Annotated in this window: 24 protein-coding genes and 1 pseudogene; 12 read left to right on the top strand and 13 right to left on the bottom strand. The window is 69.5% G+C overall.

Going from position 1 to position 24,259, the window contains the following annotated elements:
- Positions 1-136: 136 nt before the first annotated feature.
- Together AB0472_RS32765 and AB0472_RS32760 are read right to left on the bottom strand one after the other, a co-directional pair.
- Positions 137-451: an AzlD domain-containing protein gene (locus AB0472_RS32765; RefSeq protein ID WP_366361815.1), complete on the bottom strand. Its 315-nt coding sequence runs from the start codon at positions 449-451 to the stop codon at positions 137-139.
- Positions 448-1,173, bottom strand: a complete 726-nt coding sequence (locus AB0472_RS32760; RefSeq protein WP_366361813.1) for an AzlC family ABC transporter permease — start codon at positions 1,171-1,173, stop codon at positions 448-450. Before AB0472_RS32760 ends, AB0472_RS32765 begins: the two co-directional genes overlap by 4 nt.
- A gap of 54 nt (positions 1,174-1,227) precedes the next feature.
- On the opposite strand from AB0472_RS32760, the gene AB0472_RS32755 reads away from it, so the two are divergent.
- The gene (locus AB0472_RS32755) at positions 1,228-1,827 is read left to right on the top strand and encodes an XRE family transcriptional regulator (protein WP_366361811.1); all 600 of its coding nucleotides are present in this window, start codon (positions 1,228-1,230) and stop codon (positions 1,825-1,827) included.
- A gap of 93 nt (positions 1,828-1,920) precedes the next feature.
- Here AB0472_RS32755 and AB0472_RS32750 read toward each other — a convergent pair whose 3' ends face one another.
- A complete protein-coding gene (locus AB0472_RS32750) occupies positions 1,921-2,124 on the bottom strand; it encodes a cold-shock protein (protein WP_003992177.1) in 204 nt (67 codons plus the stop codon).
- A 317-nt stretch (positions 2,125-2,441) separates the two neighbouring features.
- On the opposite strand from AB0472_RS32750, the gene AB0472_RS32745 reads away from it, so the two are divergent.
- Both AB0472_RS32745 and AB0472_RS32740 read left to right on the top strand, forming a co-directional pair.
- Complete coding sequence (locus AB0472_RS32745; protein WP_366361809.1) at positions 2,442-3,290, top strand: menaquinone biosynthesis protein; 849 nt, start codon at positions 2,442-2,444, stop codon at positions 3,288-3,290.
- Positions 3,291-3,472: 182 nt separating this feature from the next.
- A complete protein-coding gene (locus tag AB0472_RS32740) occupies positions 3,473-5,170 on the top strand; it encodes a serine/threonine-protein kinase (RefSeq protein WP_366361807.1) in 1,698 nt (565 codons plus the stop codon).
- 63 nt (positions 5,171-5,233) lie between these two features.
- Here AB0472_RS32740 and AB0472_RS32735 read toward each other — a convergent pair whose 3' ends face one another.
- Positions 5,234-9,811, bottom strand: coding sequence for an FtsK/SpoIIIE domain-containing protein (locus tag AB0472_RS32735; protein WP_366361805.1), 4,578 nt, complete (start codon positions 9,809-9,811; stop codon positions 5,234-5,236).
- Between the two features lie 241 nt (positions 9,812-10,052).
- On the opposite strand from AB0472_RS32735, the gene AB0472_RS32730 reads away from it, so the two are divergent.
- The 6 genes from AB0472_RS32730 (at position 10,053) to AB0472_RS32705 (ending at position 14,852) form a co-directional block, all read left to right on the top strand.
- Positions 10,053-10,355 carry a WXG100 family type VII secretion target gene (locus AB0472_RS32730; protein ID WP_093499785.1) on the top strand — a complete coding sequence of 101 codons (303 nt, stop codon included), beginning with the start codon at positions 10,053-10,055 and terminating at the stop codon, positions 10,353-10,355.
- A 120-nt stretch (positions 10,356-10,475) separates the two neighbouring features.
- Positions 10,476-10,799 (top strand): hypothetical protein, encoded by a 324-nt coding sequence (locus tag AB0472_RS32725; RefSeq protein ID WP_366361803.1) that lies wholly within the window; start codon positions 10,476-10,478, stop codon positions 10,797-10,799.
- Positions 10,800-10,825: 26 nt separating this feature from the next.
- Positions 10,826-12,316: a putative T7SS-secreted protein gene (locus tag AB0472_RS32720; RefSeq protein WP_366361801.1), complete on the top strand. Its 1,491-nt coding sequence runs from the start codon at positions 10,826-10,828 to the stop codon at positions 12,314-12,316.
- A 520-nt stretch (positions 12,317-12,836) separates the two neighbouring features.
- Positions 12,837-13,655: a hypothetical protein gene (locus AB0472_RS32715; RefSeq protein ID WP_366361799.1), complete on the top strand. Its 819-nt coding sequence runs from the start codon at positions 12,837-12,839 to the stop codon at positions 13,653-13,655.
- Positions 13,652-14,269: a hypothetical protein gene (locus tag AB0472_RS32710; RefSeq protein WP_366361797.1), complete on the top strand. Its 618-nt coding sequence runs from the start codon at positions 13,652-13,654 to the stop codon at positions 14,267-14,269. Before AB0472_RS32715 ends, AB0472_RS32710 begins: the two co-directional genes overlap by 4 nt.
- Positions 14,262-14,852, top strand: coding sequence for a hypothetical protein (locus tag AB0472_RS32705; protein ID WP_366361795.1), 591 nt, complete (start codon positions 14,262-14,264; stop codon positions 14,850-14,852). Before AB0472_RS32710 ends, AB0472_RS32705 begins: the two co-directional genes overlap by 8 nt.
- Positions 14,853-14,993: 141 nt before the next feature.
- On the opposite strand, the pseudogene AB0472_RS32700 reads toward AB0472_RS32705, so the two are convergent.
- From AB0472_RS32700 to AB0472_RS32690, 3 genes and pseudogenes are all read right to left on the bottom strand, one after another.
- Positions 14,994-15,748: pseudogene (locus AB0472_RS32700) on the bottom strand (hypothetical protein); the annotation flags it as partial.
- A gap of 127 nt (positions 15,749-15,875) precedes the next feature.
- Complete coding sequence (locus AB0472_RS32695; RefSeq protein ID WP_366361794.1) at positions 15,876-16,250, bottom strand: hypothetical protein; 375 nt, start codon at positions 16,248-16,250, stop codon at positions 15,876-15,878.
- Complete coding sequence (locus AB0472_RS32690) at positions 16,250-16,564, bottom strand: hypothetical protein (protein WP_366361825.1); 315 nt, start codon at positions 16,562-16,564, stop codon at positions 16,250-16,252. Before AB0472_RS32690 ends, AB0472_RS32695 begins: the two co-directional genes overlap by 1 nt.
- 216 nt (positions 16,565-16,780) lie before the next feature.
- Here AB0472_RS32690 and AB0472_RS32685 point away from each other — a divergent pair, with 216 nt between their 5' ends.
- A complete protein-coding gene (locus tag AB0472_RS32685; protein WP_366361792.1) occupies positions 16,781-17,050 on the top strand; it encodes a GntR family transcriptional regulator in 270 nt (89 codons plus the stop codon).
- A gap of 118 nt (positions 17,051-17,168) precedes the next feature.
- Here AB0472_RS32685 and AB0472_RS32680 read toward each other — a convergent pair whose 3' ends face one another.
- The 6 genes from AB0472_RS32680 to AB0472_RS32655 form a co-directional block, all read right to left on the bottom strand.
- Positions 17,169-17,879 carry a hypothetical protein gene (locus AB0472_RS32680; RefSeq protein WP_366361790.1) on the bottom strand — a complete coding sequence of 237 codons (711 nt, stop codon included), beginning with the start codon at positions 17,877-17,879 and terminating at the stop codon, positions 17,169-17,171.
- Between the two features lie 27 nt (positions 17,880-17,906).
- Entirely contained in the window at positions 17,907-18,707 is an 801-nt protein-coding gene (locus tag AB0472_RS32675; protein ID WP_366361788.1) for a hypothetical protein, read from the bottom strand.
- Positions 18,708-18,815: 108 nt separating this feature from the next.
- On the bottom strand, positions 18,816-20,039 hold the full coding sequence (locus AB0472_RS32670; protein ID WP_366361786.1) for an enoyl-CoA hydratase/isomerase family protein: 1,224 nt from the start codon (positions 20,037-20,039) through the stop codon (positions 18,816-18,818).
- A gap of 58 nt (positions 20,040-20,097) precedes the next feature.
- Complete coding sequence (locus AB0472_RS32665; RefSeq protein ID WP_366361784.1) at positions 20,098-20,400, bottom strand: hypothetical protein; 303 nt, start codon at positions 20,398-20,400, stop codon at positions 20,098-20,100.
- Positions 20,401-20,461: 61 nt separating this feature from the next.
- Positions 20,462-21,475 (bottom strand): hypothetical protein, encoded by a 1,014-nt coding sequence (locus AB0472_RS32660; RefSeq protein ID WP_366361782.1) that lies wholly within the window; start codon positions 21,473-21,475, stop codon positions 20,462-20,464.
- 35 nt (positions 21,476-21,510) lie between these two features.
- Complete coding sequence (locus tag AB0472_RS32655) at positions 21,511-22,281, bottom strand: hypothetical protein (protein WP_366361780.1); 771 nt, start codon at positions 22,279-22,281, stop codon at positions 21,511-21,513.
- Positions 22,282-22,535: 254 nt separating this feature from the next.
- Here AB0472_RS32655 and AB0472_RS32650 point away from each other — a divergent pair, with 254 nt between their 5' ends.
- A complete protein-coding gene (locus AB0472_RS32650) occupies positions 22,536-22,838 on the top strand; it encodes a hypothetical protein (RefSeq protein WP_351708794.1) in 303 nt (100 codons plus the stop codon).
- Positions 22,835-24,241, top strand: a complete 1,407-nt coding sequence (locus tag AB0472_RS32645) for a hypothetical protein (protein ID WP_366361777.1) — start codon at positions 22,835-22,837, stop codon at positions 24,239-24,241. The genes AB0472_RS32650 and AB0472_RS32645 overlap by 4 nt, the downstream gene beginning before the upstream one ends.
- The last annotated feature ends 18 nt before the right edge of the window (positions 24,242-24,259 follow it).

Below are 24,259 nucleotides of genomic sequence, written 5' to 3'. Positions count from 1 at the left end.
GCGCCCGCACCCCCGGTGCGGGCGCGGCGGCGTGCGTCTCGGCCGACGTGGGGGAAGTCCCCCTGCGTCGACGTGGGGAGCCGGCGGAGGCCGACGGTCACGGCGGCGCGGCCGCGCGGCTCCGTCGGTGGTGCGCTCAGCCGACCCCGGCCGCCCGCAGCAGGGCCGTCACCGCCGCGGCCCCCAGGACCACGACCACGAACGGCGCCCTGCGCCAGGCCAGTACGCCCGCGGCCAGCACCCCGGCCGGGCGGGCGATCCCCGCGAAGCCGCCGCCCTCGGTCAGCGCCCCGGTGGCCAGCAGGGCCGTCAGGAGCACGACCGCCGCGGCCGCCGCCAGTTCCTGGACCCGCGCCGGGATCTCCACCCGGCCGTGCAGCGCCGGGCCCACCAGGCGGAAGGCGTACGTGCCGAGGGAGAGGACCAGGATCATGACCACCGTCGCGTTCATCGTCGTACCCCCGGAAGCGTGAACAGGCCCAGCAGGGCGAGGAGGACCGGGATTCCGGCCGGGACGGCGTGGGCCGCCGCGAGGGCGATCGCCGCGCCGAGCAGGGCCGCGCGCCGTACACCCCGGTCCGCGCGGAGGGCGGGCAGGACCAGGGCGACCAGCACGGCCGGGAACGCCGCGTCCAGGCCGTAGCGGCCGGTGTCGCCGAGGGCGCTGCCGGCGAGCGCCCCGGCTGCCACCCCCACGTTCCAGGCGGCGAACAGGCCGAGCCCGCAGACCCAGAACGCGGCCCGGCGGCGGCCCGGATCCGGCTGGGACAGGGCGAAGGCCACCGTCTCGTCGGTGACCAGGTGGGCGCCGAGCAGACGGGTGGCGCGGCCGGGGCCGAGCAGGCCGGCGACGGCGAGGCCGAAGGCCGCCGTGCGGGTGTTGAGGAGCAGGCCGGTGGCCGCGGCCGCCAGCGGGCCGCCGCCGGCGAGCAGCACGCCGACCGCGCTGAACTGGGCCGAACCGGCGTAGACCACGAGGGACATCAGGACCGGGACCCACCACGGCAGGCCGCCGGCGACGCTGACCGCGCCGAAGGAGACGCCGACGATCCCGCCGGCCAGCCAGACGAGTGAACTGTCCCGGACCAGGGATGCCGTTCCCGGCGGCCGGGCCGGACGTTCAGCCGCTCGGGCCGCTCGGGCCGCTCGGGTTGTTCGGTTTGGCGAACGCATGTTCTTTACAGTGAACGCGTAGAGTGGTGTTCGTCAAGGCGAACAATCGTACCGATGGAGCGAACGATCGTGATGTCCGAGGCAACCGGCCGGCCCGACCGGCCGGACCGGCTCCCCATGGAGTGGATCGCCGGGGCGCTGAAGCGCGAGCGGGCCCGGGCCGGGCTCTCCCTGTCCGAGCTGGCCAAACGGGCCGGTGTCGCGAAGTCGACGCTGTCCCAACTGGAGGCGGGCGGCGGCAATCCGAGCGTGGAGACGCTGTGGTCGCTGGGCGTGGCGCTCGGCGTGCCGTTCAGCGCGCTGGTCGAGCCGCCGGTCTCCGGCGTCCAGGTGATCCGGGTGGGGGAGGGGCCCACGGTCGCGTCGGAGCGGGCCGACTTCGCCGCGACCCTGCTGTCGTCCAGCCCGCCCGGCGTCCGCCGGGACATCTACCACCTGCGGATGGAGCCGGGCGTGGCGCGGGAGTCCGAGCCGCACATTCCGGGAACGGTGGAACATCTCGTCGTATGCAGCGGGCAGGTCAAGGCCGGGCCGCGCGGAGAAACCGTCGTATTGAACCCGGGTGACTATCTGACATATCGCGGCGATGTCCCGCATCTCTACGAGGCGCTGGCGCCCGGCACCACGTTCGTCCTGGTGATGCAGCACGTCTGAGCCGGGAGGAAAAGGCAGGAGCCCCGTCGCCTGACGGCGCGGGGCTCCTTGGGTACTGCACTCAGTCTGCGATCAGACGTGGTTCGTCTGGGATCAGACGGGGGTGACGTTCTCCGCCTGCGGACCCTTCGGGCCCTGCGTGACGTCGAAGCTCACCTGCTGGTTCTCCTCCAGGGAGCGGAACCCGCTGGCGTTGATCGCGGAGTAGTGGACGAAGACGTCGGGGCCGCCGCCTTCCTGGGCGATGAAACCAAAGCCCTTTTCGGCGTTGAACCACTTCACGGTTCCGGTAGCCATAAGCCCTCCTTGGGCCCAAAGGGTCGCCCTGCTCCAGAACCTGCAAGTGTGAAAACAAACTAAGTGCCGCACAACTGCATATGTCTGAAAACTACGAGAGCCCGCGGTTACATGCTCCGCAGGCTCTGTACTGCAAGGGAAACCAAACTGCAACTTGCGGCGAGCCTAGCATGTGGGCAGCCGAACGCAACAGAGGCCAAGATCACGTCACCCGGACGTTTGAATGCCCCCGAGGGCGGGTTGACCGCAGGGACGGTCGGGACTCCAGGGGTGGGGGCGGTCCCAGCACGGTACCCCATGGGGTCTAGTCTCGCGATGTGGACAATTCTCGCACCCGGCCGCGCGTCGGCCACATCCAGTTCCTGAACTGCCTGCCCCTCTACTGGGGGCTCGCGAGAACCGGCACCCTCCTCGACTTCGAGCTGACCAAGGACACCCCTGAGAAGCTCAGCGAGCAGTTGGTGCGCGGCGACCTCGACATCGGGCCCATCACCCTCGTCGAATTCCTGCGCAACGCAGACGACCTGGTCGCCTTCCCGGACATCGCCGTCGGCTGCGACGGCCCGGTGATGTCCTGCGTGATCGTCTCGCAGGTGCCGCTGGACCAGCTGGACGGCCGCCGGGTCGCCCTCGGCTCCACCTCGCGCACCTCGGTCCGCCTCGCCCAGCTGCTGCTCGCCGACCGCTACGGCGTCCAGCCCGAGTACTACACCTGCCCGCCCGACCTCAGCCTGATGATGCAGGAGGCGGACGCGGCGGTCCTGATCGGCGACGCGGCCCTGCGCGCCAACCTGCTGGACGGTCCGCGCTACGGCCTCCAGGTCCACGACCTCGGTGCGCTGTGGAAGGAGTGGACGGGCCTGCCGTTCGTCTTCGCGGTGTGGGCGGCGCGCCGGGACTACCTGGAGCGCGAGCCGCACCTCACCCGTGAGGTGCACGGCGCCTTCCTCGACTCCCGCAACCTCTCCCTGGAGGAGGTCGCCAAGGTCGCCGAACAGGCCGCCCGCTGGGAGGCCTTCGACGAGGCGACCCTCGCCCAGTACTTCACCACCCTCGACTTCAGCTTCGGCGCGTCGCAGCTGGCGGCGGTCGCGGAGTTCGCCCGCCGGGTCGGCCCGACGACCGGGTTCGCGGCGGATGTGCGGGTCGAGCTGCTGTCTCCGTGACACGCCCCGCGGAGCCGCGCCCCGAAAGGGGCGCGGGGAACTGCGCGACCCGCCCCCACCGGACCCGCGGCAAAGCCACTGCCTGACCGGCCGCAAAGCCACTGCCTGACCCGCGGCAAAGCAAACTGCCGAACCCGCGGAGCGAATAGGCTGCTGCCGAACTCTCTGGGGGGTGAGGGCACATGCTGCCGCTCGCGGGCGACGAACCCACGGCCGTCGGGCCGTACCGGCTGCTCGGCCGGCTCGGCTCCGGCGGCATGGGCCGCGTCTATCTGGGCCGTTCGGCCGGCGGCCGCTCCGTCGCCGTCAAGATCGTGCACCCGCACTTCGCGCTGGACGAGGAGTTCCGTGCCCGCTTCCGCCGCGAGGTGCAGGCCGCGCGGCGGGTCGGCGGCGCCTGGACCGCCTCGGTCCTGGACGCCGACCCGGACGCCCCCGTGCCCTGGGTCGCCACGGCCTACGCGGCCGGTCCCTCCCTGACGGCCGCCGTGACCGACGGCGGCCCGCTGCCCGGGCACACCGTACGGGCGCTCGGTGCCGGGCTCGCCGAGGCCCTGGCGGCGGTGCACGAACTGGGTCTCGTGCACCGGGACGTGAAGCCGTCGAACGTGCTGCTGACCCTCGACGGGCCGCTCCTCATCGACTTCGGCATCGCCCGCGCCACGGACGGCACGGCATCCCTGACGTCGTCGGGGGTGTCGATCGGCTCGCCCGGATACATGTCCCCGGAGCAGATCCTCGGCAAGGGCGCCACGGGCGCCGCGGACGTCTTCTCCCTCGGCGCGGTGCTGGCGTACGCGGCCAACGGGGCGGCGCCGTTCCCCGGGGACTCGTCGGCCGCGCTCCTCTACAAGGTCGTCCACGAGGAGCCCGAACTCGGCTCGCTCGGTGGTGAGCTGCGCGAGGTCGCCGAGGCCTGCCTCGTGAAGGAGCCGGGACGGCGGCCGGCCCCGGCGGAGGTGGCCCGGCGGCTGGCTCCGGAGGGAGCCGCACGGCTGGTGGCCGGCGGGTGGCTGCCGGGGGCGCTGGTGGAGCGGGTGAGCCGGAGCGCGGTGGAGGTGCTGAACCTGGAGGCCGCGGAGGCCGTGCCGGCCGCGGTACCGGCGTCCGGGCCGGTGGAGTTCAGCACCCCGTCCGTGGCGGGGGAGTTCGGACCGCCGCCGACGGTGCCGCCCGAGGCCGTGCCCGCCGTCCTACCGGGGCCGCGGGATGCCGCGCCCACGTCGCAGGGGGCGCCCGGGTCGCCCGGCAAGGTGTCCGTGAGCGTCGCCGCCACCGCCGTACCGGGGGAGGGCGGCCGTGGCCGCCGGGTGAGCTGCACCGTGGCGCTCGCGGTGGCGGCGGCGCTGGCGGTGGTCACCGTCGGGGTGGGGTTCCTGGTGCGACCGTTCCTCGGGTCCGGCGGCGACGGGGCGGGCGGTGACACGGGTGCCGCCGCCAAGCCGCCCTCGACGTCCGCGTCGACGTCCGCGTCGACGTCCGCCTCGTCGTCCGCGTCCGCGCCGTCGTCCGCGTCCGGCGGCGGGCAGATCCCGGCGGCCTATCTCGGCACCTGGCAGGGCTCGGCCACCGCCCTGTCCGGCAACCTGCCCGTCGGCACCTTCCGGATCACCGTCGAGCAGGCGGCGGTCGGGCACGAGCTGGGCCGGCTGCGGCAGACCGACCAGCTGGGCGGGGTCTGCACGGACGTCCTCATCCTGAGATCGGTGACGGCGGCACGGCTCGTCGCCTCCTCGACCGGCGCCAAGGGCAACCACGACGGCTGCGACCCCGGCACGAACACCGTCTACCTGACCCCGAGCCACGGCGACCTGGTCTACACGTCGGACAGCTCGGCGGAGGGGAACCCGGTGGCGGTGATGTCGAAGGCGGGGGACTGAGGGAACCCTCGAAGGCGGGGGACCGAGGACACCCGGGGACCCCCGCCCTTCGACCGCTCCCGGCTACTGCGGGGTCGTCACCGTGACGTGCTCCCCGCTGCCCAGGTGCAGCATGCCCTTGCCGGGCTGGATCGGGCCGCCCACCATGGCCCGGGTGGTCCGGATGCCGATCAGCTCGCCCGAGCCGGACTCCTGCGGGGAGAGCAGGATGCCCCGGCGCGCCTTCTTGGCGTCGACCTGCCAGCCCGAGAAGCCGTCGCAGATCTCGTCCTCGTCACCGGCGATGACGACGGCGAGGCCCTCCTCGGTGCCGCGCTCCACGATCCGCTTGAAGACGTCCTCGGCGTCGCAGTCGTCCAGCACCTCGGCGTCGTCGACGAGTACGACGACCGGCTCGGCCGGGGACGCCGACGACAGCACCTCCGTCAGCTCGTCCTCGTCCACGTCCCGCCCGGTGAAGACCTTCAACACGCCGTCGCGGCCCTCCAGTTCACGCAACGGCGACTGCCGGGGCGCGGCCACGACGATCCGTACGCCGTTCGCGAGGTAGGAGCGGGCGAAGCCCAACAGGGCGGTGGAGCGGCCGGACTTGGCGGGCCCGCCGATCACGAACGCGGGAACGCCCTGGGCCAGGTCCGGTCCGAAGGCGGTGAGTTCGTCGCCGCCGACACCGACCAGGGCCCACAGCGGGGCGGCCGCCGCGGCCGGGGTGCGCATCGCCCAGGCGTCCTCGAAGGAGATCCGGCCGGGCAGCACGTCCACCCGGAACGGGCGCCGGGAACGCGGCACCTCGGCGTCGCGGGCCTCGGCCGACTCGCCGATCGCGACGATCGCCGCGTTCTGCCCCTGACCGGTGGTGTCCGCGGAGAGCAACGCGAACTGCGTCTCGGCGGCCGTCTCGCTGCGGAAGGCGCGGCCGGGCGGGATCTCCTCGGGGACCTTGCGGGAGTTGATGTCCAGCATCGAGAAGTCGGCGCGGTCGGCGAGCCGCAGGCCGTACTTGTCCTCGGTGAGGGAGGAGATCCGGCCGGCCAGGATCTGCCGGTCACCGGTGAGGACGAGATGGATGCCGACGCTCGCGCCCTCCCGCATCATCACCATGATCTGGTCGGTGAGGTCACCGTGGTTCAGCTCGCCGAGGGTGGGCAGCCAGCCCTCCCAGCGGTCCAGGAGCAGCACGATGTGCGGCAGCCGTTCCGCCTCCGGCACGGCCGCCCGCTGCTCGCCGATGTCCGCGAACCCTCGGTCGGCGAGCAGCTCCTGACGACGGTTCAGCTCGCCCGACAGACGAGCCATGAGCCGTTCCACCCGCTCCGTCTGGTTGCGGCCGACGACCGCACCGCAGTGCGGCAGCCGGGTCAGTGCGTTCAGCGCGCCGTTGCCGCAGTCGATGCCGTACAGGTGCACGTCGGCGCAGGAGTTGGTGCGGGCCAGCGAACCGGCGATGGTGCGCAGCACCTGGGAGCGCCCGGTGCGCGGGGCGCCCGCGACGATGAGGTGCCCGAAGGTCGCGAAGTCGACGGCGACCGCGCGGCGGGCCTGGTCGGCGGGCAGGTCCTCGACACCGTACGCGGCGGCGGGCAGCGCGCCCTGCGCCTGCACGGCCGGCACGTCGTCGAGCAGCAGCATGTCGTCGAGGGCCGGCAGCCACGGCGAGTGCTGGGCGGGGATCCGCAGGTCGGAGTTGGCCTCGCGGACGGCGTCGACGAGCACCTTCAGGTCGGTGATCTCGTCGTCCTCCTTCGCCTCGGACCTCGGCTTGCGCAGCGCGGCCCGCCCGAGGTCCTGCCAGGTCAGCGCCCCGGCCCAGGGGGCGAGCGTGGCCGGGTCCGCGGCCCCCGGCCGCCGTCCGCCGACCCGCCCCGACTGGAAGGGGACCAGCGAGGCGTGCCCGAGCCGGACGTACGCCCGGCCCGGCGTGCTCTTCGCGATGTGCCCGGCGTCGGGCGCGTCGATGACGTCGGTCGACTCACCGGCGTCGGTCACGCGCAGCGCGATCCGGAGGTTGGTGTTGGCGCGGATCTCGGGCGACACGACACCGGAGGGCCGCTGGGTGGCGAGCAGCAGGTGGATCCCGAGCGACCGCCCTCGCTGGGCGATGTTCACCAGTCCCGTGACGAAGTCGGGCAGGTCGCGCACCATGGACGCGAACTCGTCGATGACGATGAGGAGCCGGGGGACGGGGGAGCGGGAGGGGTCCCTTCTGACGAGGTCCTGGTAGTCCTCGATGTCCTTGGCGTCGGCGGCCGCGAGGATGTGCTCGCGCCGCTTGAGCTCCGCCCCCAGCGACTCCAGGGCCCGCTCCACGAGGTGGGCGTCGAGGTCGGTGACCATGCCCACGGTGTGCGGCAGCTTCACGCAGTCCTTGAACGCCGAGCCGCCCTTGTAGTCGACGAGCACGAACGTCATGTTCTCGGGGGTGTTGGCGACGGCCAGCGCGGCCACGATGGTCTGCAGCAGCTCCGACTTGCCGGAACCGGTGGTACCGGCGATCAGCCCGTGCGGCCCGTCGCGCCGCAGGTCGATGCCGAACGGACCGTCGTACGACTCCCCGATGACCGCCATCGTCGACTGCCCGCCCATCCGCCAGCGCGCGGCTATCGCGTCCCGCGTGGGCGGCTCCAGCTGGAGCACGTCGAGCAGCCGGCTGGCGGCGGGCAGCGCGGAGTCCTCGCTCTCGCCGCTGATGTCGCGCAGCGGGGAGAGCGAGCGGGCGAGCCGCGCGCACCAGGCGGCGGAGACGAGGTCGGGCCGCACGTTCAGCTTGCGCAGCGCCCCGCTCTGCTCGACACGCAGTCGCAACTCCAGTTCCTGCGGCGCCTGTTCCTCGCCCCCGCCGCCGCTCTGGGGATGCCAGGCCTGGAAGGACGGAAAGCCGCCGACGGCCTGCTGTGCCACGGGCGCCGCCTGCGCGGCCTCCTCGGTGGCCCGAGGCTCGGCGACCACGACCCCCTGGCACTCGCCGGGCAGGAACCGTTCCTCCTCGTCCAGGCAGAGGGAGCGGATGGCGACGCCCGGCCCCTCCTTCAGCAGCCGTACGACACCGGGCATGGACCGAAGCCGCCGGGAGCCGTCCCACACCACCACGATGTCCGGGTCGGAGAACGCCGGCCCGTCCGTCTTGCTCCGGCCGCCCTTCTGCAGGGCCTTCTGCCGGCCGTCGAGGAGCTGGGTGAGCTCGCCGACGCGGGCGCCGACGGTCTCGGAGTCGGTGCCGATGAGGACGTTCACGTCCTGCCCGCCGGCCGGGCGGGAGTGCGGCAGCCACCGCACCCAGTCCCACCGGTCTCCGGCGTCGTTGTCGGTGAGGACGTAGAACTGCACGTCCATGGGGCTGTGCAGGACGGCGGTCTGGGCGACGGCCCAACGCCCCAGCGCATGCGCCGAGTCACCGGGCCCGGCGACGCCGATCACCCCGAGGTCGCGCAGCGAGAGACCGACCGGGGCGTCCTCGATGTACCAGCGGACCTTGCGCTTGTGCTCGTCCTGCTCGGGGTCGTCGAGCTCGACCTCGGAGGGCACGCGCCCGGTGCCGAACCGGATCAGCAGGTGGTCGGCGTCGGTGCGCCGCCGCTCCCACAGCCGTGTCCGCGGTCCGGTGCCGTACGTCAGCACGGCGGCCGGGTCCGGCACCGCGGCCCGCCGTGCGGTCCGCTCCGCGGCCAGCGCCTCCTGCGCCTCCCCCTCGATCCGCGCCTTGTGCTCCTTGTACTCCTTGAGCTGCTTGGCGTGGGACTTCCTGCCGTGCTTCTTGTCCATGAAGTAGTTGCCGAAGAGCATCAGGGGGCTCATCAGCGCCATGATCAGGTAGTACCAGCGCCCGAACATCATCACGGAGACGACGGCACCGACCAGCGGCAGCAGCGCCATCAGCCAGGGCAGCGGCCGGGCCTCGTAGTCACCGAGCGGGTTGGGCAGCGAGAAGTGCGTCTGCCGGTCGGCGGGCCGCAGCCGCGGGGGGCGGTTGTAGTCGAGCCCGGCACCGTCGTCGGACCACTTGAGCGCGGCGTTGGGCGGGGCGTACCCGGTGATTTCGAGAAGGGTGTTACCGAGGGCGAGTTGAGCGCCGAGCGGCCAGTCCCCGCCGCTCTCCACACTCTCCCCGTCCAGCCTGGCGCCTTCGCTGTGCACCTGGAGTTTGCAGGTGCCGTCGATGGCGATGGTGAGGGTGGCGGCGCGGGCGGGCAGTTCGGGGTCCTCGACGCGGAGATGGGAGGCGGGTCCGGCGCCGATGTCGTACCGCCCGACGCCGAGCCGGTGCACGGCGCCGGCGGCGGGACCGCCGGCGACCCGGAACTCGACGATGCCGGTGGGCTCACCGAGCAGACACCCGGCGGGATCGTGCAGACTGACGACGACACCGTCACGCAGCGGCGAGCCGACGACGGTGGCGGCGGGGTCGAGGGCGTACCCGTCGACGTAGGCGAGCGGCCCGGAGACCGGGACGGCGGCGGCCTGTTGCCGGTGCGCGCCGATGGGGATGACCTGGGCGCCGCCCTCGCCGGGGTCCGGATACCCCAGCCCGACCTGCCGGGCCAGCTCTCTCGCGACGTCCCCGACGGTCGACTCGGGATCTGCGTCGAGCACCACGTCGGCGGCTGCACCGCCGACCGGGTCGACGACGGTCAGACTCAGGCGCACGTTCCGTCCCCCCACACACCTAGAGCACCCAACACAGTGGAAGTGACCATAGCCGCCCGCTCTTTCCCGGGTGCAACGGGATGTGTGCGCTTCACGATTCCGCCGCACAAGGCCCGTGCGGTCGCATGCGTCACCCCCGTAGGATCTTTGCTCGTGCGGACGGCCATGTCATGGCCAAGGATCCGCGCGAACGGTGCCACGGGGGAAGGCCCTGAGGCCACACGAACGGGAGGGAGCCGTCATGGCCGGCAAAGACACGGATCTCACATATGCCGAGATGGAGAAGGTCGCGGGCGACCTGATCAAGGACATGCACGAGCTTGAGGACAAGATCAAGAACGTCGAGAAGCGCGTCTCCGCCCTGGTGGAGAACGGCTTCACCACCCAGAAGGCCTCGGGAGCGTACGACGACTCCATGAAGGACTTCACCAAGGGCGCGACGAAGACGATCCAGGGCCTGCACGGCCTGTCCGACTTCCTGAAGAAGGCCAAGGAAGCGTACGAGCAGCTGGACGACTCGTTGGCGAAGCAGGCCAAGGGCTAGTCAACCAGCCATCTCGGCCTGCGACGAGTCCCGTCGGTGCGATGGAGCGGTCGGCCATCGCACCGACGGGCTCTGCGCGGACCCTTTTTGAGCTTTCCCGACGGGGCAACGGGGGTAGTTGTGTCGGATCAGACGGCCGATCTCGCACGTATCAAGGAGAGCGCCCGGTCGCTTTCCAGGATCCACAAGGAGTTCGCCGACAACGCGAATCCGGCGAAGGGGCTCGGGGTGCCCGTCTTCGGCGAACAGGGTCTGGTCGACGTCTTCGATGACTTCGGCGACAACTGGCGGGTCCACCGCGGGCGCCTGCTCGACGAGTTGGAGAAGCTCTCGAAGATCCTCACCGCCGCGGCAAAGGGCTACGAGGACATCGACCACCAACTCGCCGACGCCCTGCGTGGGACGGATGCCAAGCCGGCCGGACCCGCCGGAGGCGCGAAGTGACGCGGCCCCGGGCCGACGAGTGGGCGGTGATCGGCGAATCGGCCGATCCGGTGCCCGGCGACCCGGACGAGGTCGCCGCACTCGGCAGAGAGCTGCGCAAGACCGCCGAGTCCATCAGGAAGCAGGCCGCCGAGATCAAGGCCCTGTCCTCCGTCGAGGCGTGGAAGAGCAAGGCGGCGGACGAATTCCGGCAGCAGGCGCAGGAGGCCGAAGGAAAACTGCGCAAGGCCTTCCAGCGCTACGACGCGGCGGCAGACGCGCTGGGCGAGCGGGTCCTCGATGGTTCGTACTCGAACGAGTACGCCTCGGAGCTCCACCGTGCGCAGGAGATGGCCGACAAGGCGCTCCGCGACGCCCGGACCGCCGACGACGAGCACCGGGCGAGCGGCGGCGCGCTCGACAAGCTACCGAAGGACACCCCGGACGACGATCCGAGCCGCAAGAAGCTGCAGAAGCGCCAGGAAGCGGCCAGTTCGGCGCTGGAGCGGGCGAAGCGTGACCTGGAGGCGGCGAAGGAGGTCCGCGACGCGGCGGCCAAGCGAGCCCGCGACGCGATCCGGCACGTCATTGACCACGACGGTCTCAAGGACAGTGGCTGGGACAAGTTCAAGGGGTGGGTGCACGATCACGCGGGGACGCTGAACTGGTGGCTCGACGTGCTCGGCTGGGTCGCCACCATCTGCGGCACCCTGGCGTTGTTCGTAGGGTGGATCCCCATCGTCGGTCAGGCCCTGGCGGGCCTGCTGGGGTCGATAGCCCTGGCAGCGACGCTTCTCTCCCTGATCGGACACCTCATGCTGGCGCTTGCGGGCGAGGGCAGTTGGTTCGATGTCGCACTGGACGTAGTCGGCCTGGCCACCATGGGCATCGGCCGAGGCGCCATCGCTGGTGCCAGGGGAGCGATGCAGGGAGCCAAGGTGGTGGCCCGTACAGCGGCCTTCCGGAGCGCCATGGAGGGGGTGACGGCGAAGGCTGGCAGCGCCGCCTTCAGGAGGGCCGAGACCCAGGCCTGGAAGCTGGCCAACCGGCTCAGCGGTGAGGCACCGCGCGGAAAAGTGGCTGCGCAGGCCTTGGCCGGCGCGCCCAAGGGCTGGTTCCCCGGCATGGCACGCGTCAAGGAAGCCTTCAGCCCCAAGGCGATTTACCAGGAGGCCAAGGAGGGCTTCAAGGGGATCACCGACTTCAATTCGACCAATATGAGGAACTTGTTCAACCGCAGTACGTGGGCGGACGCCTCGTTCAAGCCCGGTGACAGCGGGCTTGACACACTGAGCCAGGAGATCAACAAGATCGCACCGGAGGTCCGTGAGGTCGACAAGGTGCAGGCCGCCATGGGCGTATTCAAGACACAGACCCACATCTGGCAGGGTACGACCGCTGTGGCATCCTTCATCGACGCTGCGGACAAGGGAGAGGTGACCCAGTACGTAGGGGATCTCTTCGGCACTGACGCGTTGGACGACGGACTGTGGGCGGCCACCGGCATCAAGGACGCTTGGACAACGAGTGATGGCTAGTCGATTCGTCTCCGGAAACGAAACCCCGGAACCGGCCCTGCGGCCCCGGATGAGGCCCTTCTACGCGGCGGACGTCGCGCGTCACGCGAGGGTGTACCAGCGGGGAGGCAAGCTGATCCTGCGCGATCGCAGGGGGCGGGAGCGTCACTTTCCCGTAGGAGAAAGCGGCATCACGCGCGCACGGTACGTCCCTCCGTCCGAGAGCGGAAAGAATGTCCCGTCTGCGGAACGATGGGGTGCGGTCGACTTCCTTACTGCCGGGGGACGTCCCGTACTGCGGGTTCCCTTGGCGGAATGGCTTCCGGAGGCTGGACGGGTCGGCCTCTTGGAACTGAGACCCAGGGAATGCCTGGAGCGCACGGGCCTTCCGGCGCTCCTCGCGGAACTGGGAGTCCGTCTGGAGGAGGACGAAAGCGCTGCGTCGGCGGGGACCGAGGCCGACCGGGAACCCGGGGCTCGGCCAGACACCGCGAGGAACGCAGATCTCGCGGTCTGGCACAGCTGGGTCCGGGGGCTCGGCATGCTGGTCTGGTTCGTGTTCTTCCTCGTGGTGCCCATGCTGGGACACGGCAACCGGTGGACCATGCTGATCGCGACGACCGGCCTGTTTCTGGTGCCCGGAGCTGACCTGGTTCTGGGGATCCTCCAGAGGGTGCGCACGCACAGCGACGCACTGCTCTGCGGGGCCGACGTGGTCATGCCCTCCCCTGAGTCCGGAGCCGGTGCCACGCGCCGCTTTCTCGACACTGCGGCCCTACGTGTCCTCCCTGACGACTTGGTGATCACCGACACGGTGGGCGCAGAACGATGGCTCCCGCTGCGGAGAAACCACGGCGTGACCCGCCTCGTCCGTCTCGTCGAACCGTCGTCCGGTGCCGTGCTCGGCGTGGAGTTCCGGGACAAGCAGAACGCTGCACGCGCACTGCTGCCGTGGCGATGGTGGTTCGCGGGGCCCGCGGGAGCCGAGAACTGGTCCCGCTTCCTCAAGGCGTCCGGTCTGTCCGTCTCCGACGAGAAGGTGCGGCACAGCCGGGACGCGGACGGGTGGTGGAAGAACCACACCATGGCCGCCGACGCACGATGGTTGGCCCCGGTCGACCCCAAGAGGGCGCGAGAGAAGACAAGCTGGCACTCGACGGTCCTCGGAGGCGGGGAAGCGATCGTGGTACCGATCCTCGGTCTGATCCCGTTGCTGGGCCTCGGCTCCGACCAGCCGGTGGCGCGGGTGGCCGGCGTCCTGGCGGCCCTCACCATTCTCGTGGAGGTCGTACCGGTGGTCGCGCACCGTCTGACGAGCCGCTTCCGGCTCGATCGCCGAGCTGAAGTTGAGGCAGCATGACCACCACGCCGACGCCGCCTTCTGACTACCAGCTCATGCTGCCCGACGGCTGGTTTCGTGTCGCGTTGGAGCCGGAGCGCCGAGAGCGGTCTGTCGACGCCCTGGTGAAGCGGCAGTTCAGCGGTACGGACGACGTGCCGCACCTGCGTCAGCTGCTGCGCAAGGAAATGTTGGAACGTGCGACCGACGCGTACGACGCCGGCGGTATCGAGCTCTATCTCAGCCTGCAGAGGGCAGCCACATTGACGATTCCCGCCTCGTTGCTGGTCACTCTGTTGCCTCCGAACTCTGGCAGCACCTCGTCCCTGAACGAACTGGCCGCAGGCCTCGGCGGCGAGGGGCGCACCGCGTCACTCGTCGAGCTTGCCGCCGGCACTGCTCTCCGCCTTCGCCGGGACCCATCGGCGGCCCCGATGGCGCCGCCGACAGCAGAGGGGGACTACGCGCTGCCTTCGGTCATGCTGGACTACCAGCTCCCGGTGCCAGGAGCGGCGGCTCACCTCCTGTTGACCTTCTCCACTCCGCTTCTGCAGATCGCAGATGCCATGGTCGAGCTCTTCGACGCGGTGGCCGGCTCGCTCACTTGGCTGGACGGTGACGCTATCCATGAATGACATCCAGATGTGCGGCATCGTCTGCCCGACGGACTGGGTACCACTCCCGCTCGATGCATCGGACGACGTGAAGAAGTGGGCAAAGAACACCGCGGCGGAGCTCTGCGAGCGGAGCAGCGCGGCAGGGTTCGAGCTGGACGCCGGGGCTCTGCGAAAAGACCTGCGACGCTGGGCCGAGGACAGCCGCATTCGTGCTCCGTTGTACGGCTTCGCCTTCTACCCCGACGGGTTCGACATCGCCCTGGCACTGTTGGAGGTCGAGGTCATCCGGCCTGATGAGACGGTTCCGCGGCTCTCTCTCGACTGGCTGGCGGACACTTTCAGCGCGCATGACTTCGGCCCGCCGCAGATCTCGCGCCCCGAGGTGCCGATCGGCCCCGCCGTACGCCTGCGCCAGAACTTTTCCGCAGACGGTATGCCGCGCGGCGGTCCCGGAGTTCTGCTCCAGACCGTCACGTACGGAGTCCTCCCGGTCGGAATCGACGACGCCCTCGTTCTTCTCGTTTCCTGGACCTTGCCGGGCTTCGATGAGGTGATGGAGGACGCGGCGGACAGCATCGCCAGGACGCTGACGATATCCTGACGCTCGGGCGGGGGGTGTGACCGTGCTGTCTCAAGGCGCGGGTGCACGGACGACGTTACGCAGCCGAGCCGGCAGGAGGGCCCCGCAGCGCGCGTTCTGCAGAACCGGCAGAAATAAGCAGCGCGGGGCACATGCGTCAGATCAGCGAACGACCGCTTGGATTTCCTTGACGCCAACGTCCCGCGTGGTTCCGAAGGTGCTGTCGGGCAGGCTGTCTCCCGTGCCGCCGGTCCCGGTCCCGGAGATCTTCCAGGTGATCGTCGCCCGGAGCTTGAAGACGCCGTCGCGGGGTGAGCGCAGGTACCTGATTCCGCAGGGCGGCGTCCTGCCCGCGTCTCCCTTGGCGTAGGGCTCGCCGATGGAGCCGTCGGCGTTGAAGACGCACTCGCCGAAGGCGGGGAAGATCTCGGCGTCCGTGGTGCCGGGTTCGAGCTTCAGGGAGACGGGCTTCGCGGTGGTCGTGGCCTGGATGGCGAAGCCGGGAACATTGAGGGCCGCCGTGGCCTGGACCTCGCCGAAGACGGCATTGTCGAGCCAGGCCCAGGTCGGCAGGTTCCCCTTGGTGGTGCCCTAGGGCGCGAGGGTCACCTTTGTGTCGGGCAGTTGCATGCGCTGGTACGCGAGGGCGGCGAACATCTTTGGGCTGACGGCCTCTTCGTACCGGGCCGGCGGCGCGTCACCGTTCTCGACCCAGCAGGGGAGGCCGTTGCACGAGCTCCGCTTGAGCATGTCGGGTTCATCGGGATTCTCGACCGCGGCCCAGAAAATCCCCTCGCCGTCCTGGTCGACGTTGTAGCACGCTCCATCTCGCCGATCGCCGCGCCCGCGGTACCGCCCATACCGGGCGGGTTCCTGGCGCTATCGATCTGTCCGGACATCTTCTTCTCGAAGTCCTTGCACGTGAGGAGCAACGGTGGCGAGTGGAGTCAGTGAGGCGAAGAGGCGTCGGTCAGGGACGGACGGCCGGTGTCGCTTCGCAGAGGTGGGCGGTAATGACCCGCGAAATCGTTCGACTCCTCGCGATTACACCTGTCGACTCTCCGTTTCGGGCGTTGCCTGCTCGTGGGTTGGTTCGCGGTGCTCCTCATCGTCCGGTACGACCAGGCGCATGCCCCGGGACTCGGCGACACGCAGCGCGTCGGTGAGGCATTCGGCGAGGCGGATGCCGGCGTAGCGGACCTCGGTGTACGGCGACATCGGGTCGTCGAGCACCTGGCGGGCACGGCCGAGGACGTCGGTGCCGGTGGCGACCTGGGCGGCCTCCAGGTCGTCGGCGAGGCGGGAGAGGTAGCCCCCCTTGTTGTCCGTGACCAGGTAGCAGGGCTTGCCCTCAGGTGTGGGCCAGGGGAGGAGGCGGGGTGAGGCCGGGGCGTGCGCGCGGCTGTCTGCCTGTTCCATTACGCAGCCACCTCCGGCGCACCGATCACGTGCTGGTCGAGGTCGATCCCGAAGTCGGCGGCCAGTACGAGGGCGAGCCGCCGGCGTTGCCGGAGGGCGGCCTCGCGCTCGCGCGCGGTGAGGTAGGGGCGGACCAGAGCGGAGTCGGCGCCGTCGAGGAGGGTGGCCAGGCCGTACGGCGACCAGTGGCCGGGGAGGTGCGGGGGCTCGGCGGTGAGGGGACAGCGTACGAGGGTGAGGTGCAGGTGCGGGAAGGGCTGACGGCGAGGGCGGCGGCGCCGTTTCCCGGTGCCGGGGGCGAGGAGGAGGCGCAGCCATTGGAGGGCGCGGGGGGATAAGGTCGTGCATGTCGACGCTCCTGGTAAGCGTTGGCCGTGCCCCGGGAGGTCTAGCCACCTCGCCGGGGTCCTGTCATTTCGACCATACCGGTAACTGCGTCCCCCTGCACCCCTAAGGTATATTCCGCGTCCCGCTGCGGCGGGACGCGTTCTACTCCTGCGATGTGCGTAGGGCTGCGGCACGGTGGAGGCATGACCGAGCTTCCGCGTTACGAGTACGTGAAACTCGCCGACGCCATCGCGGCAGACATCGCCTCTGGAAAGCTGCAGCAGGGGGCCGCGCTGCCCGGTGAGCGCGCTATGACTGATCTGTACCGCGTGAGCATCGGTACCGTGCGTCGCGCCATCGTGGAACTCCGAAAACGAGGGCTGGTCGCGACGCTGCCCGCGAAGGGGACGTACGTCATCGGGATGCCGGAGTCAGACGGTGATGCCCACAACGGGGACGGTTCGAACGTCTGAAGGAGCTGCTTGGCGCTGTGTGGCCCCTGCTGCCATGTTGGCCACTCGGCAGCAGCAGCCTGCCACCCTCCCCGCTCCTTCGCGGGCGCCGGCGCCGGGCATGTCTGTCCGTAGGCGTTCAGTTCTCCAAGGCCGACTCGTCGGCTCTGCCGACGCCTTGTTCTGACGAGCCCATGTTGTTTTCAGGAGCGGGAAAGGACACGGTCCGTAGGATCGCCACCGTTCCGTCGCAGAACTCACCCCAGTATTCGGTGGATGCCGTATGAAGGGTGAAGACGGCGGTGTACGGGCCGGTCGGGAATGGAACGTGGACCTCGATCTGACCGGTCAATAGCTTCTTGGGCTGGCCGTCTGCCGTGATCGCCGGGTTGAGGCTCAGCTCGCGCAGGGTGACGCAGGAGACCGCAGGGCCGCAAGGCAGGTCCATCCAGCGGGCGTCGTTCAAAGGATCGCTACTGAGCGCGGCGAGGATGCCCTGCGCCGCTGTCTCCGGATCCGTCTGATCTGTCTGGACGGCGGCCACGGTGAAGGCGCATTGGACGACACCACCGTCGTCCGTGGAGAACAGGCCCAGCGCGGAGTACGCGAGGCCGCTGTCCGACAGATATTCGGCGATGGCCTCGAAGTAAGGAGCCGCCGGGGTCCAGATGGACTCGTCGCCTCGGGAGTACAGCTCGCGCACGAAGGTGTGGGCGAGCGCGGCGCGTTCCTCCGAGGTGCCGGCGAGCGGGAGCGCGAAGAAGCCGTCGGGGGTGACGAACGTCATCGGCGGGACGGGGTTGTCGTCGGTGCCTGGAGTGGGCGGAGTGACATCGGTGGGGGTGGCCATGGGGCGCTGTCCTGAAGTCGTGATCGGTCAGAAGCCGTAGTCATCGGGCTGGGGCTTCACTTCTTCGCCGTCGGGGCCCATCAGACGGATTACGGCGATGCGCTGCCCGACCGGCGGGTCCTCTGGGCCCAGTTGCTCGGCGAGAAAGTTGCCGCTCGGTCGGCGGGTGACTACAGGGGGCGAAGCGAAGCCGCTCTCGGTGACCATGTCGTCGACTGTGCGGCGCTGGCCGGGGGTGAGTGCGTCGGGGCGAATCAGCTCGTTCGGGATGGTCAGGTAACGGAACCACTCGCCGGTGTATACGTGAAGGCGGCACCAAGAGCCGTCGGTGAAGCGGATGACGGTGTCCGCCTTGTCCTTGCTGTACGCCTTCCTCTCCACGGCCGTGATGTCACGGCGCCCGCACTCCCACAGGACCTCGGCCTCGCGGCCGCCGCCACCCGGGTACCCGATGAAGACGATTCGTTGGTCGGTGACGAATGCTTTGGTCTGATAGGAGGCATGCCGCCGGCCTCGATCGAGCTGCCAGGGCAGGGTGCGGGCGAGAGTATCCCGTGCAGCCCACATGACCGGGAAGTCCTCGACCTCGTTTTCGGGATCCTCCGGTGGCGTTTTGACGGGGCCGGAAGGGCCCTTGATGGTGCTGCCGGACCCGGCCAGGCTTTCCAGACCACCCACGACCACTGCAAAGAGCCCGATCAGGCCGGACCGGCCGGCGGAACGAGCCCGGCCACGATTCTCGGTCCGCGGGGTGTAAGTCGGTCCTTCGGGCCAGCCAGGGAGGGCGCCCTGGATGTCGTTCCGCTCCGTGTCGCGGAACCAGCGCATGCCGGAGACCTTGGGGGCGACGCCAGTGGCAAAGGTGACGAGGCACCGGGTAAGCAGTAGTTCTCCGGGACGAGGTTGCCAGGTAGTCATGCAGTGTGCCTTCGGTCGTCAGGGGGAGGTTGCGGCTTCGTCGAGGCGATCACCCGCGGTGAAGTGTTCATGCGCGGCACTGACGATACTGACCGCCTTTGGACCGATCTTGAACACTCCGTCGATGCCTCGGCCCAGTTTGCTGAACGGGTCGACAGCCATCTTCTCCGGCGTGAGCAGATTCCAGGACTTCGTGCCGAGTGTCTGTCCCTGCCGATAACCCGCGTTCATGACGCCGGCCAAGCGGTTCAGTTTCGTGCTGTCGCTCCCCACCAACCGCATCGGACTCTTGCCCCAGAGCGCTACGGTCTTTCCGAAGGCTTCCAGGCGCTTCCCGCCCATCACTGCCTCGGCCTTCTCGCCGAAGGAGACAAAGTTCCGGGAGGCTGCCGGACCCAGATCCCTGAACCCGGCACCGAAGATCGTCTCCGCCGACTCCGCCACCCCCTTCTCGACCACGACTCCCTCCTTGCCGAAGGCGCCGATGCCCGGCAGCAGACCGAGTGCGTCTGTCCCCAGCTGCATCCAGGTGACGTCCGCTCCAGCCGCCATGGCGATCGAATGGGACAACAAGGCCAGCCCACTGGTGAGGATGGCCGCCGCACCGAAGATCGCTCCCAAGGGTTCGAAGGGGAGCGTGATGATGGCCAGAAGGCCGAGCACTGCCGTGAGATCGCTCAAAATGTCGCCGACCATCTTGATCAGGTCCGCGTGATCTTCCAGCCACTTCCCTGTGGCATTCCACGCATCCTCGATCCCGTGCCCCAGCTTGTCCCAGAAGCCGGGCTCGTCGGGCGCGATGTCGGCGGCCTTGTCGAGTTCCTTGCCGATCTGCCGGGCAGCTTGGCGGTACTCCTCTTCCAGCTCGTGGACCTTCTGGATGACGCCGTCCACGGCGCTGGAGGCCTTGCCTAGTTCCATGCTGCCGTCGCTGCCGGCCTTCCCCTCGGCCTCTGCCTTGGCGTCGAGTCTTTCTCCGGCGCTCTTCTCCAGCCGGTCCGCCCGGTCCTGGAAGTCCTGGAGTTCACCTGCCCAGCGGTGCAGGGCACGGGAGGCCTTGTCGAAGGAGTCGTGGCTCTTGCGGACGAGCGGGGTGACGTCCTTGTCGATGTAGTCGGTGAACGCGATCGCGGTCTTGCCCTTCCAGGCCCCGCACTCGATGCGTTCCAACTCACCGAGCGCCGTACCCAGCTCGCCGGCCAGCTTGCCGAGCTGCTTCGCGAGATCCCGGGTGTCCTCCACGCTCCCCGGCGTGGGGTCCCAGCCTATGTGGGGGAAGGCAGGCCGTTGCCCAGCCACGTCACTTGCCCTTCTGCTTCGGAGCCTTGAGGGACTCGGCCAGGTCCAGGTCGAGCTTGCCGAAGCTCTCGCCGATCTTGTTGATCATCTTCACGGCGCCCTGGGTGTGCTTGCCGAGCTGCTTGATGCCGTAGCCCCAGTCGTCGGCGAAGTCCTGGACGTCTTCGATGAGTTGTTTCTCTCCGACGGCCGAGGCGTCCGCGCCGCGGAGGGTGCGGCGGGTGGTCTCCATGCGGTCGCTGATGGACGAGAAGGTCTTCTTCAGGTCCTGGAAGATCGTGTCTTCGAGGCGCAGGTCACTCATATCGGATTCCGGTCTCCTGGGGCAGCCCGGAGCCGCAACTCGGCGGGCCGCTCGCGTCTCGTCAGCGGTTGACCGCCTGGATTTCCTTCACGGTCACGTTCTGCTCGTACGTGGACAGGCCGTCGGGGAGGCCCGGCTGCCGTGCCGGCCCGTCCGGATCGGCCGAGTCCGTCCACGTCACCTTCCACGTGATCGACGCCTTGAAGGGGTACGTGCCGGTTCCGGACGAGCGTTGGTAGGTGACGTTGCAGGCCGCGTCCTTACTGTCGACCGTGTAGCCGCCGTTGCCCTTCACCAGGTCGTACGTGCAGGTCTGCGGATCGGCGTCCGACGTACCCGCGTCGACCCTGAGGGCCACGGGAGTCGCGACGGTCGTCGCAGCCATCTGGACGCCCTTGTAGTTGATGCCGGCAGTCGTCCAGACCCGGTCGAAGTTCCCCTCGAACTTCACCCGCGTACCGAGGTTCACCTTGAGGTGGTCCGGGCTCGGGCTCAGCACCACGGGCGGCTTCGGCAACTTGGTGGAGTTGTAGGCGAGTTCGGAGAGGATCTCCGGCGTCAGCTGGTTGGGGTCCGCCTTCGGCCGGGCGGGCGGAACCCAGATCTCCCAGTTGGCCGGGGTCACGGGACAGGCGTCGGTGTAGTCGTCGTGGCGGAACTGCACCTGCCACCACAGGCCTTTGTCACCCTTGTGGTAGTCCTCGTCGGCACGCTTCTTCGCGTAGCTCGCGGCCGGTTCCTGGGCTCCCTTGTACGAGGACTTGATGAAGTCCTCGTACTCGTCCGCCGTGTACATCGGTTCGTACCAGCAGACGGGGGGCTTCCAGTCGGCGTTCGAGGACGTGGCGGTCGCCGTGGAGGTGGACGAGCCGGGGGTCTTCTGGGTGATGCGGATGTGGGCGCCGATGGTACCGGGGCCCGAGTCGGCGCCGGAATCGCCGCCGGGGTTGGCCCCCGGGTCACCGCCGGGGTCGGCCGGAGGTTGCCCGCCGGTCCCCGTGTCATCACCTGTCTTGGGATCACCGGCGTAGGCCGGGAACCCAGTTCCCAGCGCCACCAGGAGGCCCGCGGCCACGGCCGTTTGGACGACGGCCCGAACCACGCCGGACCTCAGCCCTGGACGCACGCTGCGTCCCCCTTCTTCCAGTTCTGCTGTGTGACCTGCCAGTCGCCGGCCGAGTCACGGGCGGCTTGAAGGGTGTACAGGACGAAGTCCTTGTTGCTCGGCTTGGTACGCAGAACCTTGTTCGTCTTGATTTCCTTGCCGTACGCCTTGCTCTGGTCCTCGCAGTAGCGGGCCGCCGCAGTCTTGCCGTTCGCGACGTCGGTGACCTCGAAGTCGTAGTACCGGTAATGGCCCGTGAGTGTGAGGCCCTGCTTCTTGAGGGTCGCAACACGCTGGGACCAGTAGGTGTAGGCAGCCCCACCGAAGTAGCGGCTCATATTGGTGGTCTTGCCGTCACCTTTGCCGAAGGCTTCGATATTGGCCTGGGTCGAGTACGCCACGTCCCGCAGGATCGCGTCTTTCGTGACGTCTCCCGTCGACTCCCGGTCCACCGTCACGGTGATGTCCGACGGAAACGCGAACGTCGGCGTGTTCTTGTCGGCCGGGGCGGATGCGGACGGCGAAACGGAAGCCGATGCTTCCGTACCGGCCCCCGCGATCTTGTCGTTCTTGTCCTTGGAGCCGTCGTTCCCGCCTCCGCACGCCGTCAGCAGCAGAGCTGCGGTCGCGGCGAGCGCGGCGGCAACGGGCATGGTGCGGCGCTTCACTGTGGACTCCCCCGTGAGAATGAAGTTCGGCAAGAGTGCAAACGGTATCTGCGGGATCCCGGGTTTCGCCACCGCGAACTTCGCTGTAAATATGATGATTGCGGACATTTGAGGTGCCCCGCAGGATGAGGTGGCCCGGTGGTGACGGCGTGACATGGCGCCGCCCCGGGCCGGCCGCAAGGGCATCGTGAAGATTGCGCGGGCATGGCGTGGACGCCTGTCCGCCCCGGTCGGGCGCCGCCCCGCCTTTGACCTCCCTTTGCGGTCTGTTGGTTGTAGCCCCGAAAACCCTCGACACACAGTGACCCTGGCCCTCTGCGTCTCGCGGGGCGGTCGGCAGGCAGGTGTTCACGGGGGTAGTAGTGGCGGACCACGTCAAGGTGTCCACGACAGAGCTGCGGGAGATCAGCAGATCTGTCGCGAAGTTGAAGTCCAACTTTGAACATGCGAAGGATCTCGTCGACTCGTACGGCTCCGAGATCGGGTCCGGCGAGGTGGCCGACGCCCTAGGGGACTTCGCGGACGACTGGAAGAAGAAACGCAAGGAGCTCTGCGACGGGCTGGAGTTCCTCGGGAAGACCGCGGGTGAGGCGGCGAAGGCCTACGACGGGGTCGATCAGCATCTTGCCGACGCGCTGGTCAAGGCTCAGCCGGGGGACAAGTGAGCGATCACGACTTCTCCGGCGTCGACTGGCAGACGGCTCGGTACGACGACAGGGAGTTCACGCCGGGGGACCCGTACGAGGTGGCCCGGCTCGGGAAGCGGATCTCCGACACGGCCCGGCTGATCGAGGAGCAGGCCGCCAAGCTGAACAACCTCGTCGACGGGAACGGGTGGGACTCGGATGCCGGGAAGGCGTTCACCGAGAAGACCGGCGCCACCGTCAAACTGCTGAGCCAGTCGCATCAGCGGTACGCGGCCGCGGGGGCGGCGCTCGGTTCCTCCGTGCCGTACGAGCCCATCGCCGACACCGTGCGGGAGAATTGGGCCACCGCCCTCAACCACGCGCAGAATCGCGTGCGTTCCGCGCTGAAGAAGGCCGCGGCTGCCGATGCCGACAGCAGTAACTACCAGAAGCAGATCGATCAGCACCCGTCCGCGGACGACAACCACCCGGACAAGCAGAAGCTCAAGCGGCAGAAAGAGGCCTCGGACGGGGACCTCGACGCCGCCAAGCGGGAGCTCCGGGCCGCGCTCGACTACCGGGACACCCAGGCCGGGTATGCCGCCAAGGCGATACGGGACGCCGTCGAGCACGACGGGCTGAAGGATCCCAAGCACCACTGGTGGGACAACTGGAAGGACTGGGTCGCCGAGGTGGGGCACTGGGCGGGGGTGGCCGCGGCCGTTCTGGGGGTGCTGGCCCTCGCCCTCAGCTGGGTGCCGATCCTCGGCGAGGTGCTCGGTGCGCTGGCCCTCATCGCCTCGGTCGTCGCCCTGGTCTGCGACACCGTTTCGGCGCTGGACGGCAAGGGCACCTGGCTGGACGTCGCCATCGACGTCATCGGCGTGCTCTCCTTCGGCGCCGGGCGGGTCCTCGGGACGACGGCCAAGGAGGCGGCCATGGCCGCCCGGGGCGCCTCCGCCGTCAAGGACCTGCAGTTGGCCCGGGAGGTCGGGCTGAATCCGACCGCGGCCCGGGAACTCGCCGAGACCCTCAACGGGGTAAAACCCGGAGAGATCGGCAAGGCGCTGTCCGAAGGGCCCACGAAACTCCTGCCCCGGATGCGTTCGGTGGTCAAGGAGTCGTTGAACCTCAAGGCCTACGCGACCGACATCCGCGACGCCCCCGCGGTGCACCGCGCGGCCAAGGCCTTCGCGGAATCGGCGCCCAAACTGGCGGAGATCGGGGACTCCTCGTTCAAGACCATGGCCGGTCAGGCCAACGCCCTCTACTACGGCAGCCAGGTGCTGCCGCTCCTGGCCGGCTGGTCGAACCTGGCACACACGCACTCCAGCGAGCCGTGGGCCACCGGGCCGAACTTCCTCCAGGGGGCGAAGGAGATTCCGGGCATCGGGGCCGGCGGAACACCGTTCTACAACTGGCACTGGAGCACCAGCGGCTGACCCGGTCGGCTGTCGGGA

This window comes from Streptomyces sp. NPDC086777, from assembly GCF_040702065.1.
In the GTDB taxonomy this organism is placed as follows: Bacteria; Actinomycetota; Actinomycetes; order Streptomycetales; family Streptomycetaceae; genus Streptomyces.
This window is presented reverse-complemented; position numbering and strand designations above follow the sequence as displayed.

Coding starts and splice junctions, on each gene's coding strand:
- AB0472_RS32655 (WP_366361780.1), bottom strand. CDS start 22,281: ATGTCCGCAATCATCATATTTACAGCGAAGTTCGCGGTGGCGAAACCC.
- AB0472_RS32760 (WP_366361813.1), bottom strand. CDS start 1,173: ATGCGTTCGCCAAACCGAACAACCCGAGCGGCCCGAGCGGCCCGAGCG.
- AB0472_RS32680 (WP_366361790.1), bottom strand. CDS start 17,879: ATGGCCACCCCCACCGATGTCACTCCGCCCACTCCAGGCACCGACGAC.
- AB0472_RS32705 (WP_366361795.1), top strand. CDS start 14,262: ATGAATGACATCCAGATGTGCGGCATCGTCTGCCCGACGGACTGGGTA.
- AB0472_RS32695 (WP_366361794.1), bottom strand. CDS start 16,250: ATGGAACAGGCAGACAGCCGCGCGCACGCCCCGGCCTCACCCCGCCTC.
- AB0472_RS32685 (WP_366361792.1), top strand. CDS start 16,781: ATGACCGAGCTTCCGCGTTACGAGTACGTGAAACTCGCCGACGCCATC.
- AB0472_RS32765 (WP_366361815.1), bottom strand. CDS start 451: ATGAACGCGACGGTGGTCATGATCCTGGTCCTCTCCCTCGGCACGTAC.
- AB0472_RS32665 (WP_366361784.1), bottom strand. CDS start 20,400: ATGAGTGACCTGCGCCTCGAAGACACGATCTTCCAGGACCTGAAGAAG.
- AB0472_RS32730 (WP_093499785.1), top strand. CDS start 10,053: ATGGCCGGCAAAGACACGGATCTCACATATGCCGAGATGGAGAAGGTC.
- AB0472_RS32750 (WP_003992177.1), bottom strand. CDS start 2,124: ATGGCTACCGGAACCGTGAAGTGGTTCAACGCCGAAAAGGGCTTTGGT.
- AB0472_RS32675 (WP_366361788.1), bottom strand. CDS start 18,707: ATGCGCTGGTTCCGCGACACGGAGCGGAACGACATCCAGGGCGCCCTC.
- AB0472_RS32715 (WP_366361799.1), top strand. CDS start 12,837: ATGCTGGTCTGGTTCGTGTTCTTCCTCGTGGTGCCCATGCTGGGACAC.
- AB0472_RS32710 (WP_366361797.1), top strand. CDS start 13,652: ATGACCACCACGCCGACGCCGCCTTCTGACTACCAGCTCATGCTGCCC.
- AB0472_RS32755 (WP_366361811.1), top strand. CDS start 1,228: ATGGAGCGAACGATCGTGATGTCCGAGGCAACCGGCCGGCCCGACCGG.
- AB0472_RS32740 (WP_366361807.1), top strand. CDS start 3,473: ATGCTGCCGCTCGCGGGCGACGAACCCACGGCCGTCGGGCCGTACCGG.